This is a genomic window from Streptomyces sp. NPDC093149 (assembly GCF_044754145.1).
In the GTDB taxonomy this organism is placed as follows: Bacteria; Actinomycetota; Actinomycetes; order Streptomycetales; family Streptomycetaceae; genus Streptomyces.
This window is the reverse complement of the sequence record NZ_JBIVON010000002.1, coordinates 848236-874164: the sequence shown is the minus strand read 5'-3', so window position 1 is coordinate 874164 and position 25929 is coordinate 848236. Positions and strand designations below refer to the sequence as shown.

Annotated in this window: 24 protein-coding genes, 1 other RNA gene and 1 pseudogene; 12 read left to right on the top strand and 14 right to left on the bottom strand. The window is 71.6% G+C overall.

Annotated features, from left to right (window positions below):
- The first annotated feature begins 279 nt into the window (after nucleotides 1–279).
- Nucleotides 280–930 (top strand): hypothetical protein, encoded by a 651-nt coding sequence (locus ACIQCZ_RS10445; protein ID WP_402281238.1) that lies wholly within the window; start codon nucleotides 280–282, stop codon nucleotides 928–930.
- Nucleotides 931–935: 5 nt separating this feature from the next.
- On the opposite strand, the gene ACIQCZ_RS10440 is transcribed toward ACIQCZ_RS10445, so the two are convergent.
- On the bottom strand, nucleotides 936–2258 hold the full coding sequence (locus ACIQCZ_RS10440; protein ID WP_402281236.1) for a multidrug effflux MFS transporter: 1323 nt from the start codon (nucleotides 2256–2258) through the stop codon (nucleotides 936–938).
- Nucleotides 2259–2345: 87 nt separating this feature from the next.
- Here ACIQCZ_RS10440 and ACIQCZ_RS10435 point away from each other — a divergent pair, with 87 nt between their 5' ends.
- On the top strand, nucleotides 2346–3350 hold the full coding sequence (locus ACIQCZ_RS10435) for a Gfo/Idh/MocA family protein (protein ID WP_402281288.1): 1005 nt from the start codon (nucleotides 2346–2348) through the stop codon (nucleotides 3348–3350).
- 45 nt (nucleotides 3351–3395) lie between these two features.
- Here ACIQCZ_RS10435 and ACIQCZ_RS10430 read toward each other — a convergent pair whose 3' ends face one another.
- Nucleotides 3396–5024, bottom strand: coding sequence for an alkaline phosphatase D family protein (locus ACIQCZ_RS10430; protein ID WP_402281235.1), 1629 nt, complete (start codon nucleotides 5022–5024; stop codon nucleotides 3396–3398).
- 262 nt (nucleotides 5025–5286) lie between these two features.
- Between ACIQCZ_RS10430 and ACIQCZ_RS10425 the strand changes: the two genes are divergently transcribed.
- The 3 genes from ACIQCZ_RS10425 (at nucleotide 5287) to ACIQCZ_RS10415 (ending at nucleotide 7640) form a co-directional block, all read left to right on the top strand.
- Nucleotides 5287–6057: an SDR family oxidoreductase gene (locus tag ACIQCZ_RS10425; RefSeq protein ID WP_402281233.1), complete on the top strand. Its 771-nt coding sequence runs from the start codon at nucleotides 5287–5289 to the stop codon at nucleotides 6055–6057.
- Between the two features lie 147 nt (nucleotides 6058–6204).
- Complete coding sequence (locus ACIQCZ_RS10420) at nucleotides 6205–6672, top strand: lamin tail domain-containing protein (RefSeq protein ID WP_402281231.1); 468 nt, start codon at nucleotides 6205–6207, stop codon at nucleotides 6670–6672.
- 86 nt (nucleotides 6673–6758) lie between these two features.
- Nucleotides 6759–7640, top strand: a complete 882-nt coding sequence (locus ACIQCZ_RS10415) for a PhzF family phenazine biosynthesis protein (RefSeq protein WP_402281229.1) — start codon at nucleotides 6759–6761, stop codon at nucleotides 7638–7640.
- A gap of 22 nt (nucleotides 7641–7662) precedes the next feature.
- Here ACIQCZ_RS10415 and ACIQCZ_RS10410 read toward each other — a convergent pair whose 3' ends face one another.
- The gene (locus ACIQCZ_RS10410; protein WP_402281228.1) at nucleotides 7663–8592 is read right to left on the bottom strand and encodes an NAD-dependent epimerase/dehydratase family protein; all 930 of its coding nucleotides are present in this window, start codon (nucleotides 8590–8592) and stop codon (nucleotides 7663–7665) included.
- Complete coding sequence (locus tag ACIQCZ_RS10405; protein ID WP_402281227.1) at nucleotides 8589–9641, bottom strand: ScbA/BarX family gamma-butyrolactone biosynthesis protein; 1053 nt, start codon at nucleotides 9639–9641, stop codon at nucleotides 8589–8591. The genes ACIQCZ_RS10410 and ACIQCZ_RS10405 overlap by 4 nt, the downstream gene beginning before the upstream one ends.
- Before the next feature lie 133 nt (nucleotides 9642–9774).
- Here ACIQCZ_RS10405 and ACIQCZ_RS10400 point away from each other — a divergent pair, with 133 nt between their 5' ends.
- On the top strand, nucleotides 9775–10437 hold the full coding sequence (locus ACIQCZ_RS10400) for a ScbR family autoregulator-binding transcription factor (RefSeq protein WP_402281225.1): 663 nt from the start codon (nucleotides 9775–9777) through the stop codon (nucleotides 10435–10437).
- Nucleotides 10438–10524: 87 nt separating this feature from the next.
- On the opposite strand, the gene ACIQCZ_RS10395 is transcribed toward ACIQCZ_RS10400, so the two are convergent.
- Nucleotides 10525–11400, bottom strand: a complete 876-nt coding sequence (locus tag ACIQCZ_RS10395; protein ID WP_402281224.1) for a glycosyltransferase family 2 protein — start codon at nucleotides 11398–11400, stop codon at nucleotides 10525–10527.
- 66 nt (nucleotides 11401–11466) lie between these two features.
- Nucleotides 11467–12342, bottom strand: coding sequence for a metallophosphoesterase family protein (locus ACIQCZ_RS10390; RefSeq protein ID WP_402281223.1), 876 nt, complete (start codon nucleotides 12340–12342; stop codon nucleotides 11467–11469).
- Nucleotides 12343–12509: 167 nt separating this feature from the next.
- Between ACIQCZ_RS10390 and ACIQCZ_RS10385 the strand changes: the two are divergent.
- Nucleotides 12510–12752 (top strand): annotated as a pseudogene (locus tag ACIQCZ_RS10385) (aldehyde dehydrogenase); the annotation flags it as partial.
- A gap of 103 nt (nucleotides 12753–12855) precedes the next feature.
- Here ACIQCZ_RS10385 and rnpB read toward each other — a convergent pair.
- Nucleotides 12856–13257: RNase P RNA component class A (rnpB, locus tag ACIQCZ_RS10380), an RNA gene on the bottom strand.
- A 259-nt stretch (nucleotides 13258–13516) separates the two neighbouring features.
- Nucleotides 13517–14086: a Uma2 family endonuclease gene (locus ACIQCZ_RS10375; RefSeq protein ID WP_402281287.1), complete on the bottom strand. Its 570-nt coding sequence runs from the start codon at nucleotides 14084–14086 to the stop codon at nucleotides 13517–13519.
- 180 nt (nucleotides 14087–14266) lie between these two features.
- Here ACIQCZ_RS10375 and ACIQCZ_RS10370 point away from each other — a divergent pair, with 180 nt between their 5' ends.
- Together ACIQCZ_RS10370 and ACIQCZ_RS10365 are read left to right on the top strand one after the other, a co-directional pair.
- Entirely contained in the window at nucleotides 14267–15010 is a 744-nt protein-coding gene (locus tag ACIQCZ_RS10370; protein ID WP_402281222.1) for a MerR family transcriptional regulator, read from the top strand.
- Complete coding sequence (locus ACIQCZ_RS10365; RefSeq protein ID WP_402281220.1) at nucleotides 15007–15870, top strand: hypothetical protein; 864 nt, start codon at nucleotides 15007–15009, stop codon at nucleotides 15868–15870. The genes ACIQCZ_RS10370 and ACIQCZ_RS10365 overlap by 4 nt, the downstream gene beginning before the upstream one ends.
- On the opposite strand, the gene ACIQCZ_RS10360 is transcribed toward ACIQCZ_RS10365, so the two are convergent.
- A complete protein-coding gene (locus ACIQCZ_RS10360; RefSeq protein WP_402281219.1) occupies nucleotides 15815–17257 on the bottom strand; it encodes an RNB domain-containing ribonuclease in 1443 nt (480 codons plus the stop codon). The two genes, ACIQCZ_RS10365 and ACIQCZ_RS10360, sit on opposite strands and share 56 nt — an antisense overlap.
- Nucleotides 17258–17392: 135 nt before the next feature.
- Between ACIQCZ_RS10360 and yaaA the strand changes: the two genes are divergently transcribed.
- Nucleotides 17393–18193, top strand: a complete 801-nt coding sequence (gene yaaA, locus ACIQCZ_RS10355) for a peroxide stress protein YaaA (protein ID WP_402281218.1) — start codon at nucleotides 17393–17395, stop codon at nucleotides 18191–18193.
- Between the two features lie 73 nt (nucleotides 18194–18266).
- On the top strand, nucleotides 18267–18887 hold the full coding sequence (eda, locus tag ACIQCZ_RS10350) for a bifunctional 4-hydroxy-2-oxoglutarate aldolase/2-dehydro-3-deoxy-phosphogluconate aldolase (protein WP_402281216.1): 621 nt from the start codon (nucleotides 18267–18269) through the stop codon (nucleotides 18885–18887).
- 81 nt (nucleotides 18888–18968) lie between these two features.
- Here the strand turns inward: eda and ACIQCZ_RS10345 are convergent, their stop codons facing one another.
- The 4 genes from ACIQCZ_RS10345 to ACIQCZ_RS10330 all read right to left on the bottom strand — a co-directional run bounded on the left by ACIQCZ_RS10345 (nucleotide 18969) and on the right by ACIQCZ_RS10330 (nucleotide 23106).
- A complete protein-coding gene (locus ACIQCZ_RS10345) occupies nucleotides 18969–20258 on the bottom strand; it encodes a bifunctional RNase H/acid phosphatase (protein WP_402281214.1) in 1290 nt (429 codons plus the stop codon).
- Complete coding sequence (locus ACIQCZ_RS10340; protein WP_351079745.1) at nucleotides 20258–21001, bottom strand: C4-type zinc ribbon domain-containing protein; 744 nt, start codon at nucleotides 20999–21001, stop codon at nucleotides 20258–20260. Before ACIQCZ_RS10340 ends, ACIQCZ_RS10345 begins: the two co-directional genes overlap by 1 nt.
- Nucleotides 20998–21840, bottom strand: coding sequence for a Nif3-like dinuclear metal center hexameric protein (locus ACIQCZ_RS10335; RefSeq protein WP_402281212.1), 843 nt, complete (start codon nucleotides 21838–21840; stop codon nucleotides 20998–21000). The genes ACIQCZ_RS10340 and ACIQCZ_RS10335 overlap by 4 nt, the downstream gene beginning before the upstream one ends.
- Before the next feature lie 222 nt (nucleotides 21841–22062).
- The gene (locus ACIQCZ_RS10330) at nucleotides 22063–23106 is read right to left on the bottom strand and encodes an ABC transporter substrate-binding protein (RefSeq protein ID WP_402281210.1); all 1044 of its coding nucleotides are present in this window, start codon (nucleotides 23104–23106) and stop codon (nucleotides 22063–22065) included.
- A gap of 197 nt (nucleotides 23107–23303) precedes the next feature.
- Between ACIQCZ_RS10330 and ACIQCZ_RS10325 the strand changes: the two genes are divergently transcribed.
- Nucleotides 23304–24608: a hypothetical protein gene (locus ACIQCZ_RS10325; protein WP_402281209.1), complete on the top strand. Its 1305-nt coding sequence runs from the start codon at nucleotides 23304–23306 to the stop codon at nucleotides 24606–24608.
- 374 nt (nucleotides 24609–24982) lie between these two features.
- Here the strand turns inward: ACIQCZ_RS10325 and ACIQCZ_RS10320 are convergent, their stop codons facing one another.
- Nucleotides 24983–25924, bottom strand: a complete 942-nt coding sequence (locus ACIQCZ_RS10320; RefSeq protein WP_402281207.1) for a 3-oxoacyl-ACP reductase — start codon at nucleotides 25922–25924, stop codon at nucleotides 24983–24985.
- Nucleotides 25925–25929 lie beyond the last annotated feature (5 nt).

Sequence of the window (25929 nt, the reverse complement as noted above, 5' to 3'; positions counted from 1 at the left end):
ACATGCTCAGCCGAAGGCCGCTTACGTGCAGGGCAGTTACCGTTCCGAGTGATCAAGTACGAGGAGTCGTTCGGACCCCGAGGTTAAAGATCAAGTTAGGGCGTGTTCCGAAAGTAGCGTCGTCCGCCCGCAGGGCGGGCCAGGCGGCGTTCGGTGCGTGCGATCGCAAGGCGGAGGTCCTCGTGGCGGAGCTACCAGGATTTTTGGCCGACGCCGCGAGCGTGCGTGCTGGACGGCGCGACGGGGCAAAGCTTGCCGGGAGGGGCACTGGAACGGGGCATGGGCATCTGGACCGACACCTTCATCGCGCCCGCGGAGCCGGCTCTGCTTCCGCCCGAGGCCTTCGGGCGCCTCGTGGTCGATCTGGCGCGCGAGCGCCTGGTCCGAACGCCGTGGGCGCTCGTCGCGGGGAATCTCTGCGTCAACGCACGTCTCAACTGGGGCAGTGTCAGCGGGCACGCCCGCTGGAACCGCTCGCCCGTCGGCACGACGCTGCGCACCGAGGAGTACCCGGTGGGCGAGCCGGACGACGACCCGCCGCCCTGGGGTCCCTCGCACGAGGAGGCCCGGCTGCTCGCCGCCGGGGACGCGGTCCTCGACGTACTGCCGGCGCTGCGGGCCGCTCCGTACGGCGCCGAGGACGTCGCCGTCACCTTCGCCCACATGGACTTCGGCAACCGGGCGATCGCCGAGTACTTCCGCTACGAGGACCACCGCACGATGCTCGTCTGCTTCGCCCTGGCACGCCCGCAGCACCGGCCGCTGTCCGCCGACGAGTGCGCGGCCCCCGGCGGGCCGACGCACCCGGTGCGGACCTGCGTCGTCCACACCTTCAAGCACGCGTCCGGAGAGGGCGCGGTACCGGCGCTCGCCTCCGTCGTCTCCCGCCACCTCGGGCCGGACCTGATCAGCGGCAGCACCTGGGGCTGACCCCGCTACGCCGCCCGCTGCCAGGGCCTGCACAGCCCCAGGAAGCAGGCCATCGCGCCCGCCGCGCAGACCAGTTGCACGAGAGCCATCGGGACGGCCGTGTCCTCGCCCGCGATCCCGACGAGCGGCGAGGCGACCGCCCCGATCAGGAACGACGACGTGCCGAGCAGCGCGGAGGCGGACCCGGCCGCGCTCTTCGTACGCATCAGGGCCTGTGCGTTCGTGTTCGGCATCGCGAGCCCCATCGCCGACATCAGTACGAAGAGACCGGCCGCCACCGGTACCAGGCCCACGTCCCCGAGAACCCCGGAAGTCATCAGCAGCAGTGCGGCCGCGGCCAGCACGATGACCGAGAGGCCGAAGGCGAGCGCCTTGTCCAGGCTGATCCGGCCGACCAGCACCTTGCCGTTGATCTGGCCCACGACGATCAGGCCGACCGAGTTGATGCCGAAGAGCAGGCTGAACGTCTGCGGCGAGGCCCCGTAGATCTCCTGCACCACGAACGGCGAGGCGCTCACGTACGAGAAGAGGGCGGCGAAGGCGAGGCTGCCCGCGATCATGTAGCCGGTGAAGACCCGGTCGGCGAGCAGCCCGCGCATGGTGCGCAGCGCGTCGCCGATGCCGCCGGTGTGCCGGTCCTGCGGCGGCAGGGTCTCGTGCAGCCACTTCCAGACGATCAGGGTGAGGACCACGCCGACGACGGTGAGGACGGCGAAGATCCCCCGCCAGTCGGTGAACCGCAGCACCTGGCCGCCGATCAGCGGGGCGACGATCGGCGCGACGCCGGAGATCAGCATCAGGGTGGAGAAGAACCTGGCCATCTCCACGCCGTCGTACATGTCGCGCACCACCGCGCGGGCGATGACGATGCCCGCCGCACCGGCCAGACCCTGCAGGAGACGGAAGCCGATGAGGAGTTCCGTGGTGGGGGCGAAGACACAGATCGCGGTCGCGACGACGTAGATGATCATGCCGAGGATCAGCGGACGGCGTCTCCCCCACCGGTCGCTCATCGGTCCGACGACGACCTGTCCGAGCGCCATGCCGGTGAGGCAGGCGGTGAGGGTCAGCTGGACGGTCGCGGCGGAGGCGTGCAGCGAGTCGGTGACCGCGGGCAGCGCCGGGAGGTACATGTCCATGGAGAGCGGCGGCAGCGCGGTGAGGCCGCCGAGGACCAGGGTGACGAGGAGTCCGGTGCGCCGGGCCGCTTCGGTGGCGGCCGGATTCCCGGGGGGTGCGCCGGTGGCCGCGGGCTCCTCGGCCCCGGTCCCGGTGGTCGATATGTGTGTGCGTTCCTGCTGGGCCCGGCTTGCGCCGCTCTCCGGCATTCTCATCTCCATGTCATTGAATCCGCCTCTATGCTCTCAGCTCAGCGGCACTGGTCGAGACCTTTTTGGGGAGCAGTCATGACAGGCATGAGCGGGTCCGTGCGTTGGGGCGTACTGGCGACCGGCGGCATCGCCGCGACGTTCACCGAGGATCTGCGGGCGATGCCGGACGCGGAGGTGGTGGCCGTCGCATCCCGTACGGACGCCTCGGCGCGGGCGTTCGCGCAGCGGTTCGGGATACCCCGGGCGTACGGCAGCTGGGCCGCTCTCGCCGCCGACGACGAGGTCGACGTGGTGTACGTCGCGACGCCGCACTCGGCGCACCGGGAGGCGGCCGCCCTCTGCCTGGAGGCCGGCAAGCACGTGCTGTGCGAGAAGGCGTTCACGCTCAACGCGCGGGAGGCGGGCGAGCTGGTGAAGCTCGCCCGGGACCGCGGTCTCTTCCTGATGGAGGCCATGTGGACGTACTGCAACCCGGTCGTCCGGCGCATGACGGAGCTCGTCCGGGACGGCGCCATCGGCGATATCCGCACCGTGCAGGCCGACTTCGGCTTCGCGGGCGACTTCGGCCCCGGACACCGGCTGCGCGACCCGGCGCTGGGCGGTGGCGCGCTGCTGGACCTCGGGGTCTACCCGGTGTCGTTCGCCCAGCTGCTGCTGGGCGAGCCGGACCGGGTGCAGGCCGACGCGCTGCTCTCCCCGGAGGGCGTCGATCTGAACACGGCCATGCTGCTGAGCTGGTCCCGGGCGGGCGCCTCGGCTCTGCTGAACTGTTCGATCGTCGGGGACACCCCGGTCACCGCGTCGATCACCGGGACGAAGGGACGGATCGACTTCCCGCACGGTTTCTTCTATCCGGAACGCTTCGTGCTGCACCGGCCGGGACAGGAGCCGGAGGAGTTCACGGCGGGAGCGACGGGCGCGGGGCTGCGCGGGATGCAGTTCGAGCAGGCGGAGGTGGCACGGGCGCTGCGGGCGGGCGAGACGGAGTCGCCGCTGGTGCCGCTGGACGGTTCCCTGGCCGTGATGCGGACGCTCGACGCGGTGCGTGACCGCATCGGCGTCCGCTACCCGGCTGACGACCTCGGCTGACCGGGACCTCTGGGCGCGGGGCCTCGAAGGAGCTCGCAGAACCTCTTACACGGGCGTGAGGCCCTGGTTCCCCACCTCTGTGACGAACGATCCGGCCGTCGCGACGGGCGCGCCGGGTGTGGTGACGGCCGACACCGTGCGGTAGTCGGCACGCGCCCGCTCGCGGCCCAGCGTGATGACGGCGTAACCGCGGCGGCCGTTGAAGAACTTCATGTGCGGATTGGCCCGCATCTGGTTGTTCCAGCTGCCGGGCCTGTCCGAGCCGTCCTTGCCGCTGGTGATGGACGTGGCGACGATCTCCGTACCGACGGTGCGGGACGACGGGTCGTCGAAGTCCTGCTTCAGGTCGAAGCCGTAGCCGACGTGCACATCGCCGGTCAGCACCATCAGGTTGTGGATCCCGGCGGCCTCGGCCCCCTTCAGGACCCGGTCGCGGGAGGCGGGGTAGCCGTCCCACGCGTCCATGGACAACTTGAAGGCGTCGGTGGGCACATCGCGTCGCTGGGCGAAGGTGACCTGCTGCGGTACGACGTTCCAGGTGGCCCGCGAGGTGTGCCAGCCGCTGAGCAGCCAGCGCTCCTGGGCGGCGCCGGTCATGGTGCGCGACGGGTCCTCGGACTCCGGTCCCGGCTTCTGCCAGCCGTCGCCGTACGCCTGGTCGCTGCGGTACTGGCGGGTGTCGAGGATGTCGAACTGGGCGAGGGCGCCGAAGTGCAGGCGCCGGTAGAGCCTCATGTCGGGACCGGTCGGCCGCTGCGGGGTGCGCAGCGGCTGGTTCTCCCAGTACGCCCGGTAGGCGGCGGCGCGCCGCAGCAGGAACTCCTCGGGCGGGACGCCGTTCTCGGGGGTGTCGCCCGCGTAGTTGTTCTCGGTCTCGTGGTCGTCCCAGGTGACGACGAAGGGGTGCGCGGCGTGCGCGGCGCGCAGATCGGGGTCGGACTTGTAGAGGCCGTACCGCAGCCGGTAGTCCTCCAGCGTGACCGTCTCCCTGTCGAAGTGGGCGGGGAGCGTGTGGTCGGTGTCGTTGCGGGCGCCGCCGGTCGCGTCGACGGCGTACTCGTAGAGGTAGTCGCCGAGGTGGAAGACGACGTCCACGTCCTCCCGGGCGAGGTGCCGGTACGCGGTGAAGTAACCGTCGTGGTAGGCCTGGCAGGAGACGGCGGCCAGGCTCAGGGTGCTGTTGCGGGCGCCGCGGGCGGGCGCGGTGCGGGTCCGGCCGACGGGGCTGGTCCATGCCCCGGCGCGGAAGCGGTAGTAGAAGACGCGGTCGGCTTCGAGACCCTTGACCTCGACGTGGACGCTGTGGTCGAACTCCGGGTGGGCGGTGGCCGTTCCGCGCCGGACGATGCGGGAGAAGCGCTCGTCGTGGGCGAGCTCCCAGCGCACCTGGACGCGGGCCCGGGGCAGTCCGCTGCCGGGCTCGTACGGTCGCGGGGCGAGTCTCGTCCACAGCAGGACGGAGCCGGGCAGCGGGTCGCCGGAGGCGATGCCGAGCGTGAACGGGTCGTCGCCGATCCTCCGGGCGTCCAGCTCGGCGGCGCTCGCGGTGCCCGCGGTCGGCAGACCGACCGAGAAGGCGAGCGCGGCGGCAGCACCGGTGACGGTGAGGAAACGGCGGCGTCCGACGTGCCTGGCGGCGGCGCGCATCTCCTGCTGGTGCGATGAGTACGTCATCTGTCCCTCCCCTGGCTGGTGGTGTGCTCGAAAAGTCCACCGTTCCAGCACATCGAACTGTTGTCGTGTTCGCGTCGCCCCGGCGTCGCGCGGATGAGGAACGCGGCAGGAATGGATCCACCAGGCAAAGCGCGCATACAGGACGGGAACCATGATCATCATCGTGCGCCGCCCGAAGCGCGAACCCGCCGCCCCGCACACCTTCTTGACCCCATGTGGCCCCACGCGACCCGAGGAACGCGAGGGCGTACGCTGCGGCGCCATGAGCAACAAACTGTTGAACGACTCGAAGACGGCGGTCGTGACGGGCGCGGGCTCCGGAATCGGCCGCGCGGTGGCGCTCGCGCTGACCGGCGCCGGCTGGTCGGTGGCGCTCGCGGGCCGACGCCCGGAACCCCTCGCCGAGACCGCCGCACTGGCCGGGGAGAAGGCCCGGGTGATCACCGTCCCCGCCGACGTCTCCCGCCCCGAGGACGTGGCCGCCCTCTTCTCCTCGGTACGGGAGTGCTTCGGCCGCCTCGACCTGCTCTTCAACAACGCGGGCACGTTCGGCCCGCGCTCCGTCCCGGTCGAGGACGTCTCACCGGAGGACTGGCGCGCGGTGGTGGACGTGAACGTGACGGGCGCGTTCCTGTGCGCGCAGGCGGCGTACCGGCTGATGAAGACGCAGGACCCGCAGGGCGGCCGGATCATCAACAACGGTTCGATCTCCGCCCACGCACCACGCCCCCACTCGGTCGCCTACACCACGACCAAGCACGCCATGACGGGCCTGACGAAGTCGCTGTCGCTGGACGGCCGTCCGTACCGGATCGCCTGCGGCCAGATCGACATCGGCAACGCCGCCACGGACATGACCGAGCGGATGCGGACGGGCACCCTTCAGGCCAATGGCGAACTGGCGGTGGAGCCGGTGATGGCGACGGCGGACGTGGCCCGGACGGTGCTCCACATGGCGGAGCTGCCCCTGGAGGCGAACATGCAGTTCGCGACGGTCCTGGCGACGACCATGCCGTACGTGGGACGCGGCTGACGGATCCGCCCGAACCGGGCGCCGGGCGCGGGCGGTTGCCGCCCGGACGACCGCACCTCGGCCGGATTGCGCCGTTTCCGGCCGAACAGGCGTGCGCTGCCCCTATGCTCACAGTTCTTCACCGGAACTCCACGCAAGGATCACGACATGCGCATACCCACCGCGGCACCGCTCGCCCTGGCCGCCGCCACCGCCCTGGCCGGCTCGCTGCTCCTCACGGCGCCGGCCTCGGCCGCCTCGCACAAGGGCGGGCTGCACCTCGGCAGGATCCAGTACGACAGCCCCGGCAAGGACACCCGCACCAACGCCTCCCTCAACGCCGAGTGGGTGGACATCCACAACAACGGCAAGTCGAAGCTGCAGCTCAAGGGGTACAAGCTCAAGGACGACACCGGCTACACGTACACCTTCGGCAGCTACACCGTCGGCGCGGGCAAGACCGTCAAGGTCCACACGGGCAAGGGCAGGAACGGGTCGGGCCACGTCTACTGGAACCGCGGTTCGTACGTCTGGAACAACACCGGTGACAAGGCCCGGCTGATCAAGCCGAACGGCAAGCTCCAGGACTCCTGTTCCTGGACCAGGTCGGACAAGGGCGTCAAGAACTGCCACTGAGAGCCTGTCGGGTGACCGCGGCCCGGGGCGCCCGTCCGGCCCACCGGCCGGGAATGCCCCGGGCCGCGGCGGAGTTGACCTTCGGCATGACCCGGAACCCAGACACCGCGATCCTGCGCTACACCGCCTTCTCCGCCGACCCCGGCGGCGGCAATCCGGCAGGGGTCGTCCTCGACGCGTCCGGCCTCGACGACGCGGCGATGCTCGCCGTCGCGGCGGAGCTGGGCTACAGCGAATCGGCCTTCCTGACCGGGCGGTACGAGCCCGGTGACCAGGAGCCGCCCGCCGCCCGGGGGTACACGATCCGCTACTTCAGCCCGAAGGCCGAAGTCCCGTTCTGCGGCCACGCCACCGTGGCGACCGCGCTCGCACTCGCCGAACGCGACGGCCCCGGCGATCTGGTGTTCAACACCCCCGCGGGTACGGTCCCGGTCACCGTCACCCGGGAGGGCACCGAACTCCGCGCCACCCTCACCAGCGTCGAACCGGACGTCATGGACATCGCCCCGGACGACCTGGCGGAGGCGCTCGCCGCCCTGGACTGGCCGGCCGCCGATCTCGACCCGGCCCTGCCGCCCCGGATCGCCTACGCGGGCGCCCGCCACCTGGTGCTGGCAGCCGCGACGCGTGAGCGCCTCGCCGACCTCCGTTACGACTTCGCGCGCCTCGAAGCCCTGATGCACCGGCTGGACCTGACGACCCTGCAGCTGGTGTGGCGCGCGGCACCGGACGTCTTCCACGTCCGCGACCCGTTCCCGGTCGGCGGTGTGGTCGAGGACCCCGCCACGGGTGCGGCGGCGGCCGCCTTCGGTGCCTATCTGCGTGCCCTGGGACTCGTCCCCGGCGCCACGGTCCTCACTCTCCACCAGGGCGAGGACATGGGCCGTCCCGGCACCCTGACGGTCGAACTGCGGGAAGGCGACGCCCGGGTGCGGGTGAGCGGCACGGGCACCCGGATCGGGGACTGACGCAGTCACGCCCCGTGGACGGTCACCCGCCGAGGTGGCTGCGGTACCACGCGGCGTGCCGGGCGAACCCGGTCGTGAACCCCTCGCCCGGCTCCCAGTCGAAGTCCCGGCCGACCCGTTCGTCCGTGAACCAGTGGTCCACGGCGAGCATGCCGAGGTGGTGCAGGGCGTACGGGACACCGGCGAGCCGTTCACGGGCCGTGTCCACGTCGACGCCCGTGGCGCCCCAGGGCAGCCGCAGCCCGTCGACGACCGTGGACAGCAGCTGCGCACAGCTCACCGGTTCGGGATGGTTGACGTGGTAGACCCCGGCCGTCTCCTTCGGGGAGAGCGCCGCACTCAGCAGCGCCCTCCCCAGCGACCGGACGTCGATCATCGAGTGCCGCGCCTCGCACCCGGTCAGACCGGTCGAGAGCTGCCGGAGCAGCCCGACCAGTCCGGGCACGGCCCACCGGTCCCCGGCCCCGTACACGATGTGCGGGCGCACGACGGCGCCGCCGGCGGCGAGGACGTGCCGCTCGGCGGCGGCCCGGGTCAGGCTGGTGGCCGAGGCCGCGGCGGGCTCGGCCTGTCCGGGCAGCAGCCGGGTGAACGGCCCCCGGCCGTAGACGGATGCCGTGCTCAGATGGATGATCCGGGTGACCCCGCAGCGGGCCGCCTCTTCCATCAGCGCACGAGTTCCTTGATCGTTTACGGACCGGGCGGTCGGTTCGTCACCGCCGATCGAGGAGGCGCAGTGGATCACCGCGTCGACGCCCTCGCAACTGCCGTACAGCGTCGCGGGATCGGCGAGATCCCCGTACACCGTCTCGGCGTCGGGCCCGGTGGGTGCGGCGAGGGCGGTCCGGTGCGTCATCAGACGCAGCCGGAGACCGGGGACGGACCGGGCCTCGGCCACCACGTGGCCGCCGATGAATCCGGTCGCTCCGGTGATGAGTATGCGCGACGTCATGACGGGTCATTCTGCCGGTCGTCCCGCAGGCTCCCCCGGTCGCCCGCCGCATCGTGCCGCGGGTCCGGGGATTCGAGGGTGCAGCTGAAGACCGTCTCACCGTCCTGTGTCGCCGTGACCCGCACCCCGGCCGCCGTGCGCTCGCCGGCCGGCACGGGCCGGGCCTCGACCCAGCACGGGCGGTCGAGTTCCACGTACCGGACGAAGTCCGTCCGCACCGAAACCGGGAGGAAGTAGCGGCCGGGAGAGACGGCGACGGCCGCCTGACGGGCCGCCTCCAGCAGCAGAATGCCCGGCACATGGTCGTTGGGCCGGGCGAAGAGCGTCGGATGCGTGGTGTCGAGCCGAAGCTGCCAGACGTTGTGCCGCGACGTCGGCGCCAGGACGACATCGCGCTCGTCGGCCCTGCCCACCTCGCCCGGCGCGACAGCGGGCAGGAGGGGTATCGGGGCACCGATGACGTGGCGCCGGTCGCCCCGCAGCCTGCCGTACACCTTGGCCGAGGTGCAGCTGATACGTCCGCCGCCGCTGGCGAGGACGGTGCCGAGGCGGTGCAGGAGCAGTTCGACGTGCATGGAGCCGATGCTCCGGCCGCGCCGCCGGATCCGGGAGCAGGTCACATCCACGGTGATGTCCCAGGGCGCCTGTCCCACCAGCAGCTGACCGGGGTCGGAGACGTACGCCAGCTCCCACATCACGAACTGGTCCCCCACCGGGACGTCGAACGCCGCGTGCCCCAGGAGCATCGTGGTCTGACGCATGGTTTCCGCGATCAGCAGCGGGTCCTGGTGGCGGCCCGACACCGGGGCGAAGAAGCGGTGCACGTGCGGCCAGCGGGCCGACACCGAGAACTGGGTCTCGGTCTGCCGGGTCCAGCCGGTGGGAAAGATGTCCTCGCCGTCGGACCGGTGGACCAGCGGCCCCAGGAGATCCGCCTCGGCCCGTCTCCCTCTCGACGCCGTCCCCTCCGCTCCGGGGATCCCGGTGGATTCGGCGGACCCGGCACCCTCCACGGAGAACGAAGCACTGTGCGAGGTGAGCTGAACCATGAATTTTCCTCCCAGAGGATCCATACCGGGAGGGCAGGCAGCCCCCGCAGTAAGATACTGACAGTCCGGTTTTCCTATCCAGCCATATCCCAGTGGTGCTGACCACGCCACGACTGAGAGAGACTCGTAGCTGATGGCACAGCAGGCGCGCGCGATCCAGACTCGACGGTCGATCCTGGTGGCGGCCGCCGCCGTTTTCGATGAACGCGGCTACAGCAGCGCCACCATCAGCGAAATCCTCGCGCGCGCGGGTGTCACCAAGGGTGCGCTCTACTTCCATTTCACCTCGAAGGAAGACCTGGCTCTCGGGGTGATGGATGTGCAACTGAACAGCGATCCGCCGCCCCCGCAACTGACGAAGCTTCAGGAACTGGTCGATCAGGGCATGCTGCTCGCCCACCGGCTCCGCCATGAACCGCTGGTGCGCGCCAGTGTCGGACTGGCCATGGACCAGGCGGTGGAGGGGCTCGACCGGGGCACCCCGTTCCGTGCCTGGATAGACCGGCTCGAACATCTGCTGACCGCCGCGGGGAACCAGGGCGAGCTCCTGCCGCACGTCAACCCCCGCGAGACCGCCGAAATGCTGGCCGGCTCCTTCTCGGGCATTCAGGCGATGTCCCAAGCCCTCTGCAGGCGCGAGGACTTGGGCCGACGGATCTCGGTCCTGCTGCACTACGTACTGCCGAGCATCTCGACCCCGGCGGTGCTGGCCACCCTCGACATGGCCGAGGACCGGGGCGAGCGTTTGATCAGCACCATGGGATCGGTGCCCAGCCAGGCGGGCGCGCCGGGCTGACGGAGGGGCGCGCTCTCGGCGGTCCGCCGCCGGTGCGCGTACCGGAGTTGAATGCGTGCCGCCCGTCAGCCGTCCGTGACCGACCACTCAGAGAACCGGCGGACGCCCCAGCCGAGTCATACGCCACACCGTGCGCCACTTCATCGCCCTGCGCGGGCCACAAGGCGTCCGAATGCCCTCGCCGAAACCGCCCCACCATGCTTTGAACCCCGTCAGGGACCGCATCCGCGCCATGGCGAGAAGGATCCATACGCCGAGATAGACCGGGATCAAGAGCACGGGCAGGCGGCGACGGGCCAGCCAGACGCGGTTCCGTGCGGTGAAGCGGTAGTGGGCCGCATGGCGAGCAGGAGACGTCCTCGGGTGCTGGAGGACGAGCTCGGGTTCGTAAAGGATCTTCCATCCCGCATCAAGCGCGCGCCAGGCCAGGTCGGACTCCTCATGCCCGAAGAAGAACTCCGCCGGCCACAGGTCGATCTGCCGGAGCATGGGCATCGAGAGGGCATGGCCGCCGCCCAGGAAGGCGGTCACCGAACCACGGCGCATCGGATCGTCGGCGCGCAATCGGGGGACCCAGCGTCGCTCCGTGTGCCCGTGCTCGTCAGCGACCCTGAACCCGACGATCCCCAGTTCCGGGTCCGTCGCGAACAACTGCTGGACCCTGCGGAACACGTCGTCGGCGATCAGCAGCCCGTCGTCGTCCAACTCGATGACGATGTCGGCCTCGTCCGACTCGCGCAGCATCTTCAGCCCGACGTTGCGACCGCCGGGGCAGCCGAGGTTCTCCTCCAGCGGAACCTTGGTCACGTCCGCCGTGACATCCGCGAGCGGTGTCGCGTTGCCGACCAGCACCACCCGCGTCGCAGGCACGTCCTGCTTCTCCACAGAGGCCAGCAGGGCCTCCAGCTCCCGCGGGCGAGTGCCCATCGTCACGATGACGACTCCGATACGCGGCAACGGCATGACGGTGAACTCCCGGGGTCGACGACCGTGCCGATGTTAATGGCCTGGTGCACGACAGAGACCGGATCAGGGCGCGGCGGCGGTGACGCCCTCGTCGTACGGGAGGATCTGCCGCAGCAGTCCCCTGGGGTGGCCCCGTTGGCGCCACTCCCTGGGGTAGCCGATGGAGACCTCCTCGAAGCGCACCCCGTCGTACCAGGTCGTACGGGGGATGTGCAGATGTCCGTAGACCATGGCCGCCACATTGAAGCGGCGGTGCCAGTCGGCGGTGAGCTCGGTGCCGCACCACTGGGCGAACTCGGGATACGTCAGGACGTCCATCGGTCGGCGGACCAGCGGCCAGTGGCCGACGACGACCAGCGGAATCTCCGGATCGTGTGCGGCCAGGCGCCGCTCCGTCTCCGCCACCCGCGCCCGGCACCAGGCATCACGGCTCGGGTACGGGTCGGGGTGCAGCAGGAACTCGTCGGTGCACACCACCCCCGTGCCCTGCGCATATGCCAGGGACTCCTCCTTGGTCGTCGTGCCCGGCGCCCGGAAGCTGTAGTCGTACAGCACGAACACGGGCGCGACGGCCACCGGCCCCTCAGGACCGGGCCACAGCGGGTAGGGGTCCTCCGGAGTGGTCACCCCGAGGCCCCGGCACAACTCGACCAGATGCTCGTACCGTTCCTGGCCCCGCAGCTGCACGCGGTCGTGCTTGGTCGTCCACAGCTCATGGTTCCCCGGGGTCCAGATCACCTGCGCATAGCGGTCCGCGAGCAGCCGCAGTGCCCATTCGACGTCCTCGACCCGCTCCGCGACATCACCGGCGACGATGAGCCAGTCCTCGTCCGATTCCGGCCGGAGGGACTCGGTGATGGGACGGTTGTCCGTCACCCCGACGTGAAGATCGCTCACCGCCAGCAGAGACCCGCGTCTTCCATTGGCACGATCGGTCATGGAGAACCTTTCCCTGGGAACGCCTGAACAAGATCGTGCCCCATGAGGCGGCCCGGCACATCACCCCTTGTTCGACTGTCGCGCCTGTGTCGCAGGTGTTTCCCGCACGAGAACGTGATCACCGCGCTTTCCCCGGTTGACATGCAGTGCCCCGGTGGGACGAGGACGGCGAGGTCGCCTTCGACTACGGCCTGTACTGGTTCAAGGGCCGGTCGATGGGCACGGGGCAGGCGAACGTCGAGGCCTACAACCGCCGGCTGTGCGCGTTGACCGAGCAGGGCAGGGCGAAGCCTTCGTGGATCGTCTCCCACGAGCTGCCGCTGGGCCAGGCGCCCGACGGCTACCAGCACTTCGACGCCCGGGACGACGGCTGGACCAAGGTCGTCCTCCACCCCGACGGTAGTGGCTGAACCCGGCCCGGTCGCCCTTCGGCCTGCCGCCCGAGGACGACCGCGAAGAGGTTTGTCGTTCCGGAACGAAGAATCCGTCCCGACCTGTCACAGGTCGGGACGGCAGACGAGTCGGGCTGTACGCCGGGTTCTGTCGCCCGGTCGCCTCGCGGCGGCCGGGGAGACGGCCATCCATCTAGGACCGGCATTGCTGCCGGCCTCGTGCGGTCTACCCGCGAACTCGGGCGGGCAGCCCTCGAACATTCGCGCAGGGCCGTCTCGCGACGGCCCCTCTTGACCTTGCTCCGGGTGGGGTTTACCTAGCCGCCTGAGTCACCTCAGGCGCTGGTGGTCTCTTACACCACCGTTTCACCCTTACCGAGGACCGAGGTCCCCGGCGGTCTGTTTTCTGTGGCACTGTCCCGCGGGTCACCCCGGGTGGCCGTTAGCCATCACCCTGCCCTGTGGAGCCCGGACGTTCCTCGGGGAGATCCGAGGATCCCCACGCGGCCGTCCGCCCGGCTCGTCTGCCGTGCCGACCATGCTACCCGCCCGGCCGGGGGCGCCGGACGGGGTGGCTCGGAGCCTGTCGGGTGGCCTCGGACCGGATGGCGGACGCGGTCCGGTGCGTGCGGTTCTGAGGCGGAGGAGGGAGTCGGATGGGGTCTCCCCTGCTGCTCGAACGCAGCTGAGAGCTCGGCGAAGGAGCGTCGGCGACCGACGACGACGCGGGAAGCGTGCGTGCCGGGGCGTGACCGCCCGGCCGGAGGCCACCCGACAGGCCCTCAGACGAACGCCTCGGTCTCCAGGTCGAAGCCGAAGGGGGTTGGAAGGGTGAGCGACTTGCCGAACGGGATCGTGCAGTGCTGACGGTAGTCGTCCCCTTCCGGCTCGCTGAACAGCGTCACTGAGGACTCCTCGCGGTCGACCAGCAGGTACAGGGGGATGGGGCCGCGGGCGTAGCAGTGCCGCTTGTCCGTGCGGTCGGCCCGGGGCTTGGTCGACGTGACCTCGACGACGAGGGCCACTCCCTCGCACGGCATCCAGGGGTCCGCTCCCCGGTACAGACGCAGCTCGGTGGGGGCGAAGGTGCCGTCGGGGATGACGTGGTTCCTGGGGCAGCGTCCGCCGCTTCTCAGTTTCAGTCCCTTGTTCCCGGAGAAGTCCATGTCGGTCCCGGCGAGCCGGATCACTTGTTTCAGAATCAGGCTGATGTAGTCCTCGTGGTCCCCGTCCGGCGGCGGCGTCACGACAATCTCCCCCTCGATGAGCTCGGCCCGGAAGCCCTCCGGCGTATCCAGCGCCAGGAAGCCCTCCAGCAGGACGTCCGCCTGCGTGAGCGGTTCGTGCGGCATGGCAGTCATGTCACGCCCCTTCCTCGGTCGCTCGCCAGATTGGGACATCGATCGATCCGCCGTCCGTGAGATGGGAGTGCTTCCCTCGATCGTGGCACAGGAGGGAGCGCGGTTGTCGGATGCGCAGGGGTGCGGGTGTGCGCTTGACCTTGCCGCAGCGTCAAGGTTTCTACTGGCTCCATGCGCATCGGAGAGATCGCCGCGCTCGTCGGGGTCACCTCGCGGGCGATCCGGCACTACCACCACATCGGGCTGCTTCCCGAGCCCGCACGCCGGCCCAATGGCTATCGCGCCTACGGCGTGCGGGACGCCGTGGTGCTGGCCCGGATCCGGCGTCTCACCGAGCTCGGGCTCGGGCTGGACGAGGTACGGGACGTCCTCGCCGACGACTCCGGGCGTGAACTCGTCGACGTGATCGTCGAGTTGGATGCCGACCTGGCCCGGCAGGAGGACGAGATCCGGGAGCGACGGCGGCGGCTGGCCCGGCTGCTGGACGGGCCGGTGAGCGCCGAGGAGCCCGTATCGCCCGCGCTGGCCGAGCTGCTGGGCGCGGCCACGGCCACCGATTCCCCGGCGGCCGCCAAGGACCGCGAGCACCTGGTGCTCCTGGACACGGTGGGCATCGGCAGCGAGGTCTACGCCGCGATGAGGCCACTGGCCGAGGACCCGGCCGCGAACGCGCTGTACGAGCGGCTGGACGCACTGGCCGGGGCGCCCGTGGACGATCCCCGGGTCGCCCTGCTCGCCGCCGACCTGGCCGCCGCCGTGCCGGACGAGGTGCTGGCGGCGATCCCCTCCGACGGGCCGGTCACGGCGGGGTTCGGCGAGGCCCTGCTCGACGAATACGCGCCCGCGCAGGCCGAGGTGGTGCGCCGGGTGATGGCGGCCCTGGCGGCGCGTGTGGCGGGGAAGGGGACGGGATGAACGTGCGGATCGCGCGATGGGCCATGGGCGCCGCGCTCACGGTCGAGCTGGGCCTGGGCGGCTGCCTGCGGGCGGGGGTCCGGGTCCCGGGGGCGGTGCTGCTCGGGGCCGGGGCGCTGGTGATCGGCGTGCTCGGGTTCGAGGCCGTGGTCCTGTGGCGGCTCTGGCGCGCGGGGCGGCGGGCCGGTGCCGGACGGCGGGCGGCGATGGGCGCGGCGGTCCGTGCCGTCGTACCCGGCAAGGCGCGCCGTCTCGTCGCGCACGAGGTGCGCGGCCTGCACAGTCTCGGGCTGTGGGTGCTGCGGCGGCGGCACGGTGTGCCGGAGGGCGCCCTCGCCGTCCCGTACACCGGGCCGCAGACCGCGATGCTGTACGGACTGGCCTTCGTCGCCGTGGTCGAGACGGTGATGCTGGCGCTGCTGGTCCCGTGGCCGGTCGTGCACGCGGTGCTGCTCGTGGTCGATGTGTACGGGGTGGTCCTGGTTCTCGCCTTCCACGCCGCGTGTGTGACCCGGCCGCATGTCGTGGACGCCGACGGGGCGCTGCGCATTCGGTACGGGGGGTTGTTCGACCTGCGGGTTCCCGCCGACGCGGTGGCCGGCGCACGGGTCGAGCGGAGATACCCCGAGGGCGGGCCGGTGCGGACGGAGGCGGACGGGGTGCTCGACCTCGTCGTGGGCGGTCAGACGACGGTGACCGTGGAGCTGGACTCCCCGTTGGAGTTCGTCCGGCCGCTGGGGAAGCGCGGGTGGGCGCGGACGGTGCGGTTCCATGCGGATGACCCGGGCGCCGCCGTGGCCGCGCTCACACGGGGGCGAAGAGGACCTTCGCGGTGCCCGGATCCGCCTGGGCGAGCCTGACCCGCAGCCGCTCCCCCAGCGGAAGCTTCTCCGTGCCGCCCTCGACCCGGGCGACGACGGCCGGGACGTCGATGTGGACGGTGCCCGTGGTGGGCTCCGTCTCCAGCACGTCGACCACGTACGCGTCGAAGACCTCGCCGATCCGGTCCTTGAGCAGCGCGGCCTCGACCACGTCGACGCACTCGCGCTCCACCGTGTTGGCGCGCCTGGTGCCGTCGGCCATCTCCTTCGGCAGGCCGGGCAGGGCGGCGAGGACCCATTCGGGCGGGTCGTGTTCCGCGATCGCGGCGAGGCACAGCTCGGCCGTGTACCGGTCGACCAGGCGGCGCAGCGGGGCGGTGCAGTGGGTGTAGAGGTCGGCGACCGCGGCGTGGATGGCGGGGGTGGGGAGTTCACCGTGTTCGAAGGCGGTGTAGCCGGCGCCGCGCAGGAGTGTGGTGCACTCCTGGAGGAACGCGGCGTGGTGGGCCTTCCTCGGGTCGAGGGAGCGGACGACCTGGGCGTACGGGACGTGGTGCGGCCAGTCGATGTGCAGCGCCTCGGCCGAGCGGCGGAGCCGGGCCACGGCGCCGTCCGGTGCGACCGGCAGGGTCCGCAGGACACCGGTCCCGGTCTCCGCCATGAGGTGGGCGGCGGCCATGCCGGTCAGCAGGGAGATCTGGGCGTTCCAGCCGTCGGCGGGCAACGGAGCGCGGTATTCCAGGCCGTAGGTGCTGTCGCGCGCGACGACCTCCTGCTCGGGCACGTTGAGGGAGATGCCGCCGCGGGCGACCTCCTGCTCCTCGCGGAGCCGTCCGATGTCCCGGAGCAGTGCCACGGGCTCTTCGGCGGTGCCCGTGTCGATCTGCCGCTGGACGCCCGCGTAGTCGAGTTTGGCGCGGCTGCGGACGAGGGCCCGGTGCACCGAGGTGGCGACGACGGCGCCCTCGGCGTCGAGGTCGATCTGCCAGAGCGCGACGGGGCGGGTCTGCCCGGGGAGGAGGCTGGCGGCGCCCTCGGAGAGCGAGGTGGGGTGGAGGGGGACCTTGCCGTCGGGGAAGTAGAGGGTCGTCACCCTGCGGTGGGCCTCGGTATCGAGCGCGCCACCCGGGCGTACGAAGGCGGCGACATCGGCGATGGCGTAGTGCACGCGGAAGCCGTGACGGCGGCGTTCGAGATGCACGGCCTGGTCGAGGTCGGCCGATGTGGGCGGGTCGATGGTGAAGAGCGGCAGGTCCGTGGCGTCCTGGTGACTCGACACCGCCGGGGTCACCGCTGCCTGCGCCGCCTCGGCGAGGACGTCGGGCGGGAAGCCGTGGGGCAGTCCGAGTTCGGTGCGCAGCTCGCGCAGGGCCGCCCTCAGCGGGGTGTCGGCCGGCCCGGTCATGTGCAGGTGGCGGCGGGGCATGGATCGAGCGTATGGCGGGTCGGGCGGGGCGGCATCCCGGGTGCCGGACAGGGTCCGGTCGGCCTCCGGCGCCCCCGTACGCTGGGGCGCGTGCCTCCGCGGCCCGCCCGCCTGCCCGTAAGAAGGAGAACCGCCGTGCTCGTGCTGTTGCCGCCCTCCGAAGGAAAGGCCGCGTCGGGGCGCGGAGCACCTCTGAAGCCGGAGTCGCTGTCGCTGCCGGGTCTGGCCGCGGCGCGGGCCGCGGTCCTCGACGAACTGGTCGAGCTGTGTGCCGCGGACGAGGAGAAGGCCCGTGAGGTGCTCGGGCTGAGCGAGGGGCTGCGCGGCGAGATCGCGAAGAACGTCGAACTGCGGACGGCGGGGACGCGTCCGGCCGGGGAGATCTATACGGGGGTGCTGTACGACGCCCTGGACCTGGCCTCCCTGGACGCGGCGTCCCGCCGACGGGCCGGCCGGTCGTTGCTGGTCTTCTCCGGACTGTGGGGCGCCGTGCGGGTGGGCGACCGGATTCCTTCGTACCGGTGCTCGATGGGCGTGAAGCTGCCGGGGCTCGGCGCGCTCGGGGCGTACTGGCGCGGTCCGATGGCGCAGGTCCTGCCGGAGGCGGCCGGGGACGGGCTCGTTCTGGATCTGCGGTCGTCCGCGTACACCGCGGCCTGGAGGCCGAAGGGTGAGGTGGCGCAGCGCACGGCGAGCGTGCGCGTTCTGCACTCCCAGATGGTGGACGGGGTCGAGAGGCGGTCCGTGGTCAGCCACTTCAACAAGGCGACGAAGGGGCGGTTGGTCCGCGATCTGCTGGTGGCGGACGCACGGCCGAAGGGGCCTGCGGAGCTGGTGGAGACCTTGCGGGAGCTCGGATACGTGGTGGAGGCCGAGGCCCCCGCGCGGGCAGGGCGGGCGTGGTCGCTCGATGTCGTGGTCACCGAGATCCACTGATCCGGGAGTCCATACATTGCAGCATGCGCAACGCTCGTTGCGTACGCTGCTGCGGGCACGCAAGATGGGGCGCATGACCTCCTCTGTGCTGGACCTTGCCCCCGTCGTCCCCGTTGTCGTCCTGGAGGACGCCGCCGACGCGGTGCCGCTCGCCAGGGCCCTGGTCGCGGGCGGGCTCCCGGCCATCGAGGTGACGCTGCGCACCGCCGCCGCCCTGGACGCGATCAAGGCCATCGCGGCCGAGGTGCCGGACGCGGTGGTCGGCGCCGGCACGGTGATCTCCGTGTCGAACGTCTCCGACACCGTTGCCGCGGGGGCCCGGTTCCTGGTCAGCCCCGGCTGGACGGACGCACTGCTGGACGCGATGAAGGCGTCGGGGGTGCCGTTCCTGCCGGGCGTGTCCACGACGTCCGAGGTGGTCGCGCTGCTGGAGCGCGGGATCACCGAGATGAAGTTCTTCCCCGCCGAGGCGGCGGGCGGCACGGCGTATCTGAAGGCGCTCTCCTCGCCGCTGCCGCAGGCCCGGTTCTGCCCGACGGGCGGCATCTCGCCCGCCTCGGCACCGTCCTATCTGAAGCTGCCCAACGTCGGCTGCGTGGGCGGCAGTTGGATGATCCCGGCGGAAGCGGTGGCGGCGAAGGACTGGGCCCGGGTGGAACGGCTGGCGAGCGAGGCGGCGGCGCTGCGCGGCTGACGGGGACGGGTGCGGGCACGAGCGCCGCTGCCGGCGCGGCGGGCACCGGTCGCGGACGCCCGCCGGCGCGCCCCCTGCCTCCTACCTCAGATGCGACGTGTCGTTCAGCAGCCTGAGCGACGCGTTCCCGTCCGCGTAGTACGCCACCGCGGACACCGACGCCGCCGAGAGTTCCATCCGGAACATGGCCTCCGGCGGGGCACCGAGCGCCAGCCGGACCAGGGTCTTGATCGGCGTCACATGGGTGACCAGGAGGACCGTGCGGCCCGCGTAACGGGCGGCGAGGCGGTCGCGGGTGGCGGCGACGCGACGGGTGACCTCGGCGAAGCTCTCGCCACCGCCGGTGGGGACCGCCTTCGCGGAGCCGAGCCAGGCGTCCAGGTCGGGGCCGTAGCGCTCACGCACCTCGGCGAACGTCAGCCCCTCCCAGGCGCCGAAGTCCGTCTCGCGCAGGCCGTCCTCGATGCGGACCTCCAGACCGAGCCGGGACGCCACCGCGGCCGCCGTCTCGCGGCAGCGGCGCAGGGGGGAGCTGACGATCTCCTCGATCGTGCCCCGGGCGGCCAGCGACCGGGCGATGAGTTCGGCCTGGTGGCGGCCGGTCGCCGAGAGTTCGGGGTCGCTGCCGCCGCTGCCGGAGAACCGCTTCTCGGGAGTGAGGGCCGTCTCACCGTGCCGGAGCAGCACGAAGGTGGCGGGCGCCCCGAGATCGGGCGCCGCACCCCAGCCCTGCCGAGGGGCGGACAGGGACGCCGCTGCCGCGGCCGGTTCCGCCGCCGTTCCGGCTCCCGGGCGGGCGGACAGTGCCGCACGGGCCCTGGCCGCGCCCGCCGCCGCGTCACCGGGCGGGCCGGAGACGGGCGGCAGGTCGGCGGTCGTCGAGGGCCGGGGGGTGTCGAGGGCGGCCGTCGACGACGACGGCTGCCACTGCTCGCCGCGCCTGCCGGCGTCCATCGCCTCGTTGGCCAGCCGGTCCGCGTGCTTGTTCTGCTCGCGCGGGATCCACTCGTACGTGACGACGGAGGCCGGCAGGATCTTGGCGGCCTGTGCCGCGAGCGGCTTCATGTCGGGGTGCTTGATCTTCCAGCGGCCCGACATCTGCTCCACGACCAGCTTGGAGTCCATCCGGACCCGCACCCGCAGCGCACCGTCCGCCGAGGCGTCCGGCACCAGCGCCTTCGCCGCCTTCAGACCCGCGATGAGGCCCTTGTACTCGGCGACGTTGTTCGTCGCGACGCCGATGTACTCGGCGGCCTCGGCAAGGGTCTCCCCGGTCGCCGGGTCGATGACGACCGCTCCGTAACCGGCGGGCCCGGGATTGCCCCGGGAACCGCCGTCGGCCTCGACGACGAGCTGGCGCGGCTGGGTCATTACAGGCCCGACTCCGCCGTACGGACCAGGATGCGGCGGCAGTTCTCGCAGCGCAGGACGGTGTCCGGGGAGGCCGCCTTCACATCGTTGACCTCGGTGATGTTCAGTTCGAGACGGCAGCCCTCGCAGCGGCGCTGGTAGAGGCGGGCGGCACCGACCCCGCCCTGCTGGACGCGGAGCTTGTCGTACAGCTTCAGCAGGTCCGCGGGGACGGAACCGGCGACGAGCTCGCGCTCCTTGGTGACGGTCGCGGTCTCCTCGTCGAGCCCCTTGGTCGCGGCATCGCGGCGGGCGGTCGCGTCGTCGGCCTTGGCCTGGACGGCGGAGACCCGGTCGGACAGTTCGGCGACGCGCTCCTGGGCGGACTCGCGGCGCTCCATCACTTCGAGGACGACGTCCTCCAGGTCGCCCTGCCGCTTGGCCAGCGAGGCGATCTCGCGCTGGAGGCTCTCCAGGTCCTTCGGGGAGGTGACCGCACCCGAGTCGAGGCGCTGCTGGTCGCGGGTGGCGCGCTGGCGCACCTGGTCGACGTCCTGCTCCGCCTTCGTCTGCTCGCGGGCGGTGTCGCTCTCCTCTGTCTGCGAGGCGACCAGCAGGTCACGCAGTTGCGCGAGGTCGCGCATGAGCGTCTCGATCTCGGTGTGCTCGGGCAGCGACTTGCGCCGGTGCGCAAGCTGCGACAGACGTACGTCGAGGGCCTGGACGTCGAGGAGTCGGATCTGGTCGGCGGGCGCGGCGTTCAGTTGGGGGCTCCAGAAGAGTGGTGGGTGGTGGTGGTCCAGGGGTCGGTGACCTGCTTCGAGACATGGACCCGAAGGCCCCATCCATGGCGGTCGGAAATCGCGTCGAGCTGCGCCGCGGCCTGTTCGCACCAGGGCCATTCGGTGGCCCAGTGCGCGGCGTCGATCAGGCCGAGCGGGGAGTGCTGGATGGCTTCGGAGGCCGGGTGGTGGCGCAGGTCGGCGGTGAGGAAGGCGTCCACGCCCGCCGCGCGCACCGCGTCGAAGAGGCTGTCGCCGGAGCCGCCGCTCACCGCGACGGTGCGCACCGTCGCCGCCGGGTCCCCCGCGAGCCGGATGCCCTGCGCGGTGGCGGGCAGCCGTGCCGCGGCGCGGGCGGCGAAGTCGGCCAGGCTCTCGGGGTGGTCGAGCACACAGATCCGGCCCAGGCCGCGACGGCCCTTGGGATCGGCCGGATCCGGTACGAGAGGCCCCTCCACGCGCAGGTCGAGCGCGCCGGCGAGGGCGTCGGAGACACCCGGATCGGCGGTGTCGGCGTTGGTGTGGGCGACGTGCAGCGCGACGTCGTGCTTGATGAGGGTGTGCACGACCCGGCCCTTGAAGGTGTCGGCCGCGACCGTCGTCGTACCCCGCAGATAGAGCGGGTGGTGGGTGACGATCAGCTGGGCGCCGAGCCTGAGCGCCTCGTCGACGATCTCCTGGACCGGGTCGACGGCGAAGAGCACACGGTCGACCTCGGAACCGGGGTCTCCGCAGACGGTGCCGACCGCGTCCCATCCTTCGGCCCGCTCGGGCGGCCAGAGAGCATCGAGCTCGGCGAGGACTTCAGACAGACGGGGCACAAGGAAAAGGCTACCTGCCCCCGGTGCCCCGTCGCCCATGGCCTCGGCGACCCGTGCGGACCGGCCGGGGGAGCCGCCGGGCCCGGTCGTCGGGAAGCCGCGGCGACCCGGAGGACGGCCGCGCGGCCCCCGGCGCCGCGAGCGGGGCGCCGGGGGCCGCGAGCGTGCGCGCCCGGGAGCGTGCGGCCGGCGGGCGGCCCGACGACGGAAACGGGGAGATCGTTACTTCACGAGGTCGGCGCGGAGGTCGTCGAGGACGAGATTCGCCGCCGTGACACCGAGTCCGAGGTACCAGGTCTCGTCGGAGACGTCCTTGGCCCGACCGTCCTTGACCGCCTTGAGGTTCTTCCACAGCGGGTTGGACTGGGTGGTGTCGCGCTTGGTGGCCTTCACGTCCCCGTAGACGCCGGTGAAGATCCAGTCGGCGTCGGCCTCATCGATCTTCTCCGGGCTGATCTCCGCGGCGAGGTCGTCGATCTGCTGGTTCTTGGGCCGCGGCAGACCGACGTCCTCAAGGATCGTGCCGATGAAGGACGCCTTGGCGTAGAGCCGGATCCGGTCCGGCAGGTAGCGGACCATGGAGATGGTCGGCTTGTCCGGGCCGATGTCCTCGCCGAGCTTCTCGGCCTTCGCCTCGTAGTCGGCGAGCTCGCTCTTCGCCTTGGCGGTCTTGTCCAGCGCCGCCGCGTTGAGGAGGTAGTTCTCCTTCCAGGTGAAGCCCGGACGGATGGAGAACACGGTCGGCGCGATCTTGGAGAGGGCGTCGTACTTGTCGGCGGCGCGCAGCTGGCTGCCGAGGATCAGGTCGGGCTTCAGGCCGGCGATCGCCTCCAGGTTGAGGTTGTTGATCGTTCCGACGCTCTTGGGGTTGCCCGCGTCCTTCTTCAGGTACGAGGGAATGGCCGCGTCCCCCTCGGAGGGGGCGTAGCCGACCGGCTTGACACCCAGCGAGACCACGTTGTCGAACTCGCCGACGTCCAGCACGACGACGCGCTTGGGGGCGGACTTGATCTCGGTCCTGCCCATGGCATGGGTGAGGGTCCGGGGGAACTGGCCCGCCTTGGCGTCCGTCCCGTACTCCGCCGTCTTCTTCGCGGCGTCGGCGAAGTCCTTGCCGCCCGTCGCGACGGCCGCCTTCTTGTCACCGCCGCCCTCGGACTTGGCCGAGCCGGCCGAGCCCCCGTCGTCGCTCCCGCAGGCCGAGAGGGAAAGGGCGGCGGCCACCGCCAGGCCGACTGCGGCAGTACCGCGGCGACGAAGGGACATCACTTGCTCCAGTCGAGGATCACACAACTCTTGCTTAGGGATGCCTAACCTTAGTCATCCGCTTCGCGGCGAGCACAGGCACCCCCTCCCTCTCAGGCGAATCCAGCCATCACCACCCTTATGTGTGAAGAGACAGGTCTCGCGTTGTTCGGCAGGAAGTGCGAAAACTAGCTTCGGGTGCCGGAGGTGACCAGTCCATGACTGCCTGTGCCATCGAGAACGGGACCGAGGGGTCGGCCGGGGCTGCCGGAGACACGGCCCCGGCGGACGACGAGCCGGTCGCGACCGGCGGGACGGAGACATCGCCCGAGCAGGCCGCCGCACCCGGTGTGCGGGACGGATCCACCACACACTGCGGGGCAGCCCTCGCCCCGGCCTCGTTCACGATCGCCGCCGACGGTTCCTACGCGGCCCGGCTCGCCCTGCGCGATGTCGCCACGGAGCCGTCCGACGAGGTCGTCCGGGCGTGGTTCGTGGAGCGCTGGACCCTCGACGGGCACGAGCCGTACGCCGTGCCGCTCCCCCTGGACCAGCCGGAGGAGCCGGACTCCGAGGTGCTGCCGCTGACCGACGGACGGGTGCTGATCCGGCGCCGGGTCGCGGACCGGCATGCCTTCTCGCTGCTCTATCCGACCGGCCCCGGTACCGGTGAACTGCCCCTCGGTGCCGTCGGATGCGCGGATCTGACCCTGCTGCCGCCGTCACCGGACGGCGCGAGCGCGTACGCCCTGTCGGTCGGCGCGCACTCCACCACCGTCTGGCTGGTGGCGGGCGGCGCCTTCGGCCCCGAGCGGGTCGCGGAGGTGCCGGGGCTCTGCTCCGGCGGCATCTGGCTGGACCGGGCGGGGCGGATGCTGGCCCTGGACCGGGAGATGCCGGGCGGCGGTCCGGTCAAGGCCGTCGCCGTGGACCTGGGGCGGGGCGGCGAGACGACACCGCTGCTGCAGATCGCACCGGACAGCGACGACCGGCTGCTGCTGGCCGACGCGGACAGCGGGCTGCTGCTGATCCGCTCGGACGCGCCGGGGCACGACCGGCTCGGGTGGGGGGTGCTGGGCAGCTGTCTGCCGGTGCGTTTCCCGGAGTGTCTGAACCCGGCGGATGTCACGGTGACGCCGTTCGCCGTCCAGCCGGGGCAGACCCTGATACCGGAGAGCTGCGCGGTGGCCCTGCGGATCGACGGGGCGGCGGGCAGCTGGGTCGGGGTGTGGCGTCCCACGGGGCGCCGGCTGCATCAACTCGCCGCCCCCGAGGGGTGGCAGGCCGGTCGCGGGGTGTGGACCCGGGACGGCGTGCTCAGACTTCCGTACGCCAACGAGAACGTGGCGTGCGGGGTGGCGCTGCTGGAGGCGCCGGAGGAAGGGGAACACGGCGCAGAACCGGCGAAGGAGGCGGGCACGGAAAGCGGTATGCAACCGTCCGCCGCCGCCGCGAGTCTTCCCGTGTGCAGGCCGGTTCCACTTGCGCAGGCGCCTCTCACGGGACGCACGGCGCCTGGTTAAAATCCTGGGCCTGGGCCACGCAGCCGTCGTAGACGGTCGCCGGTGGCGACCGTGCCGTGTCGCGGTGGCGTGATCGGCCCTGGTGACACACACGTAAGCGATCACAACGGGGTGACTTCCCACATGTCTGAAGCCCGAACCGACACGACCCAGACGCGTCCGCCGGTGGCGGACGCGGAACGGGCCGAAGCCGGCGGCTCCGGAAAGCACCGAGGGGGTGTGGCGACGGAGGACACGTCGGCACAGCCGCACGGCCGCCACCGGCGCCCCTCCGAGGGGGACGGCCGGGCGGCCTGACCGCGCGGAACATCAACGAGGGACGGGTGGGCCCCGGCAGCCGGACGGCTGCCGGGGCCCACCCGTGTCCGTGCTGGTCAGCCCCGCTTCAGGCCGAGCACCTCCGCCGCGGCGAAGGTCTCGTTCGGCGGCCGGTCCTCGTAGTACGGGGAGATCAGCTCGTCCAGCTCGTCGAAGGAGAACGTCTCCTTCGACGAGTCGAACTTGGCCGCCACCCTGGGGCGTTCGACGATCGCGACCATCCCGCCGTGCACGACGAGCAGTTGCCCGTTGACCTTGGCGGCCGCCGGGGAGGCCAGATAGCCGACCAGCGGTGCGACGTGCTCGGGGGCGAGCGCGTCGAGCCGGCCGTCCGCCGGTTCCTGGAAGCCCGCGAAGACGTCCTCGGTCATCCGGGTACGGGCCCGCGGGCAGATGACGTTGGCGGTGACGCCGTACTTGGCCAGGGCCAGGGCCGTGGAGGTGGTGAGGCCGACGATGCCGCCCTTGGCCGCCGCGTAGTTCGGCTGCCCCGCCGATCCGGCCAGGAACGCCTCCGAGGAGGTGTTGACGATCCGGCCGTGGACCGGACCGCCGGACTCCTTGGAGCGGGCACGCCAGTGGGACGCGGCGAAGTGCGTGGTGTTGAAGTGGCCCTTGAGGTGGACCCGGATGACGGAGTCCCATTCGTCCTCGGTCATGGAGAAGATCATCCGGTCGCGCAGGATCCCGGCGTTGTTGACCAGGATGTCGAGCTTTCCGTACGTGTCGACGGCCAGCTCCACCAGGGCGCGGGCCTGGTCGTGGTCGGAGACGTCGCCGAGGTGCGCGACCGCCCGGCCGCCCGCCGCCCGGATCTCCTCGGCGACCTCCTCGGCCGGGGTCGCGGACGCCTCGCCCGAGCCGTCGCGGCCCGGCTGTCCGTAGTCGTTGACGACGACGGACGCGCCGAGCCCCGCCAGTTCCAGTGCCTCGGCGCGTCCGAGGCCGCGGCCCGCGCCCGTGACGATCGCGGACATGCCGTCCAGGGGAAGTGACATCGGAA

Coding starts and splice junctions, on each gene's coding strand:
- ACIQCZ_RS10330 (WP_402281210.1), bottom strand. CDS start 23,106: ATGTCCCTTCGTCGCCGCGGTACTGCCGCAGTCGGCCTGGCGGTGGCC.
- ACIQCZ_RS10435 (WP_402281288.1), top strand. CDS start 2,346: ATGAGCGGGTCCGTGCGTTGGGGCGTACTGGCGACCGGCGGCATCGCC.
- ACIQCZ_RS10420 (WP_402281231.1), top strand. CDS start 6,205: ATGCGCATACCCACCGCGGCACCGCTCGCCCTGGCCGCCGCCACCGCC.
- ACIQCZ_RS10445 (WP_402281238.1), top strand. CDS start 280: ATGGGCATCTGGACCGACACCTTCATCGCGCCCGCGGAGCCGGCTCTG.
- ACIQCZ_RS10325 (WP_402281209.1), top strand. CDS start 23,304: ATGACTGCCTGTGCCATCGAGAACGGGACCGAGGGGTCGGCCGGGGCT.
- ACIQCZ_RS10425 (WP_402281233.1), top strand. CDS start 5,287: ATGAGCAACAAACTGTTGAACGACTCGAAGACGGCGGTCGTGACGGGC.
- ACIQCZ_RS10400 (WP_402281225.1), top strand. CDS start 9,775: ATGGCACAGCAGGCGCGCGCGATCCAGACTCGACGGTCGATCCTGGTG.
- ACIQCZ_RS10375 (WP_402281287.1), bottom strand. CDS start 14,086: ATGCCGCACGAACCGCTCACGCAGGCGGACGTCCTGCTGGAGGGCTTC.
- ACIQCZ_RS10405 (WP_402281227.1), bottom strand. CDS start 9,641: ATGGTTCAGCTCACCTCGCACAGTGCTTCGTTCTCCGTGGAGGGTGCC.
- ACIQCZ_RS10440 (WP_402281236.1), bottom strand. CDS start 2,258: ATGCCGGAGAGCGGCGCAAGCCGGGCCCAGCAGGAACGCACACACATA.
- ACIQCZ_RS10360 (WP_402281219.1), bottom strand. CDS start 17,257: ATGCCCCGCCGCCACCTGCACATGACCGGGCCGGCCGACACCCCGCTG.
- ACIQCZ_RS10320 (WP_402281207.1), bottom strand. CDS start 25,924: ATGTCACTTCCCCTGGACGGCATGTCCGCGATCGTCACGGGCGCGGGC.
- ACIQCZ_RS10430 (WP_402281235.1), bottom strand. CDS start 5,024: ATGACGTACTCATCGCACCAGCAGGAGATGCGCGCCGCCGCCAGGCAC.
- ACIQCZ_RS10365 (WP_402281220.1), top strand. CDS start 15,007: ATGAACGTGCGGATCGCGCGATGGGCCATGGGCGCCGCGCTCACGGTC.
- ACIQCZ_RS10390 (WP_402281223.1), bottom strand. CDS start 12,342: ATGACCGATCGTGCCAATGGAAGACGCGGGTCTCTGCTGGCGGTGAGC.
- ACIQCZ_RS10345 (WP_402281214.1), bottom strand. CDS start 20,258: ATGACCCAGCCGCGCCAGCTCGTCGTCGAGGCCGACGGCGGTTCCCGG.
- ACIQCZ_RS10410 (WP_402281228.1), bottom strand. CDS start 8,592: ATGACGTCGCGCATACTCATCACCGGAGCGACCGGATTCATCGGCGGC.
- eda (WP_402281216.1), top strand. CDS start 18,267: ATGACCTCCTCTGTGCTGGACCTTGCCCCCGTCGTCCCCGTTGTCGTC.
- ACIQCZ_RS10415 (WP_402281229.1), top strand. CDS start 6,759: ATGACCCGGAACCCAGACACCGCGATCCTGCGCTACACCGCCTTCTCC.
- ACIQCZ_RS10395 (WP_402281224.1), bottom strand. CDS start 11,400: ATGCCGTTGCCGCGTATCGGAGTCGTCATCGTGACGATGGGCACTCGC.
- ACIQCZ_RS10370 (WP_402281222.1), top strand. CDS start 14,267: ATGCGCATCGGAGAGATCGCCGCGCTCGTCGGGGTCACCTCGCGGGCG.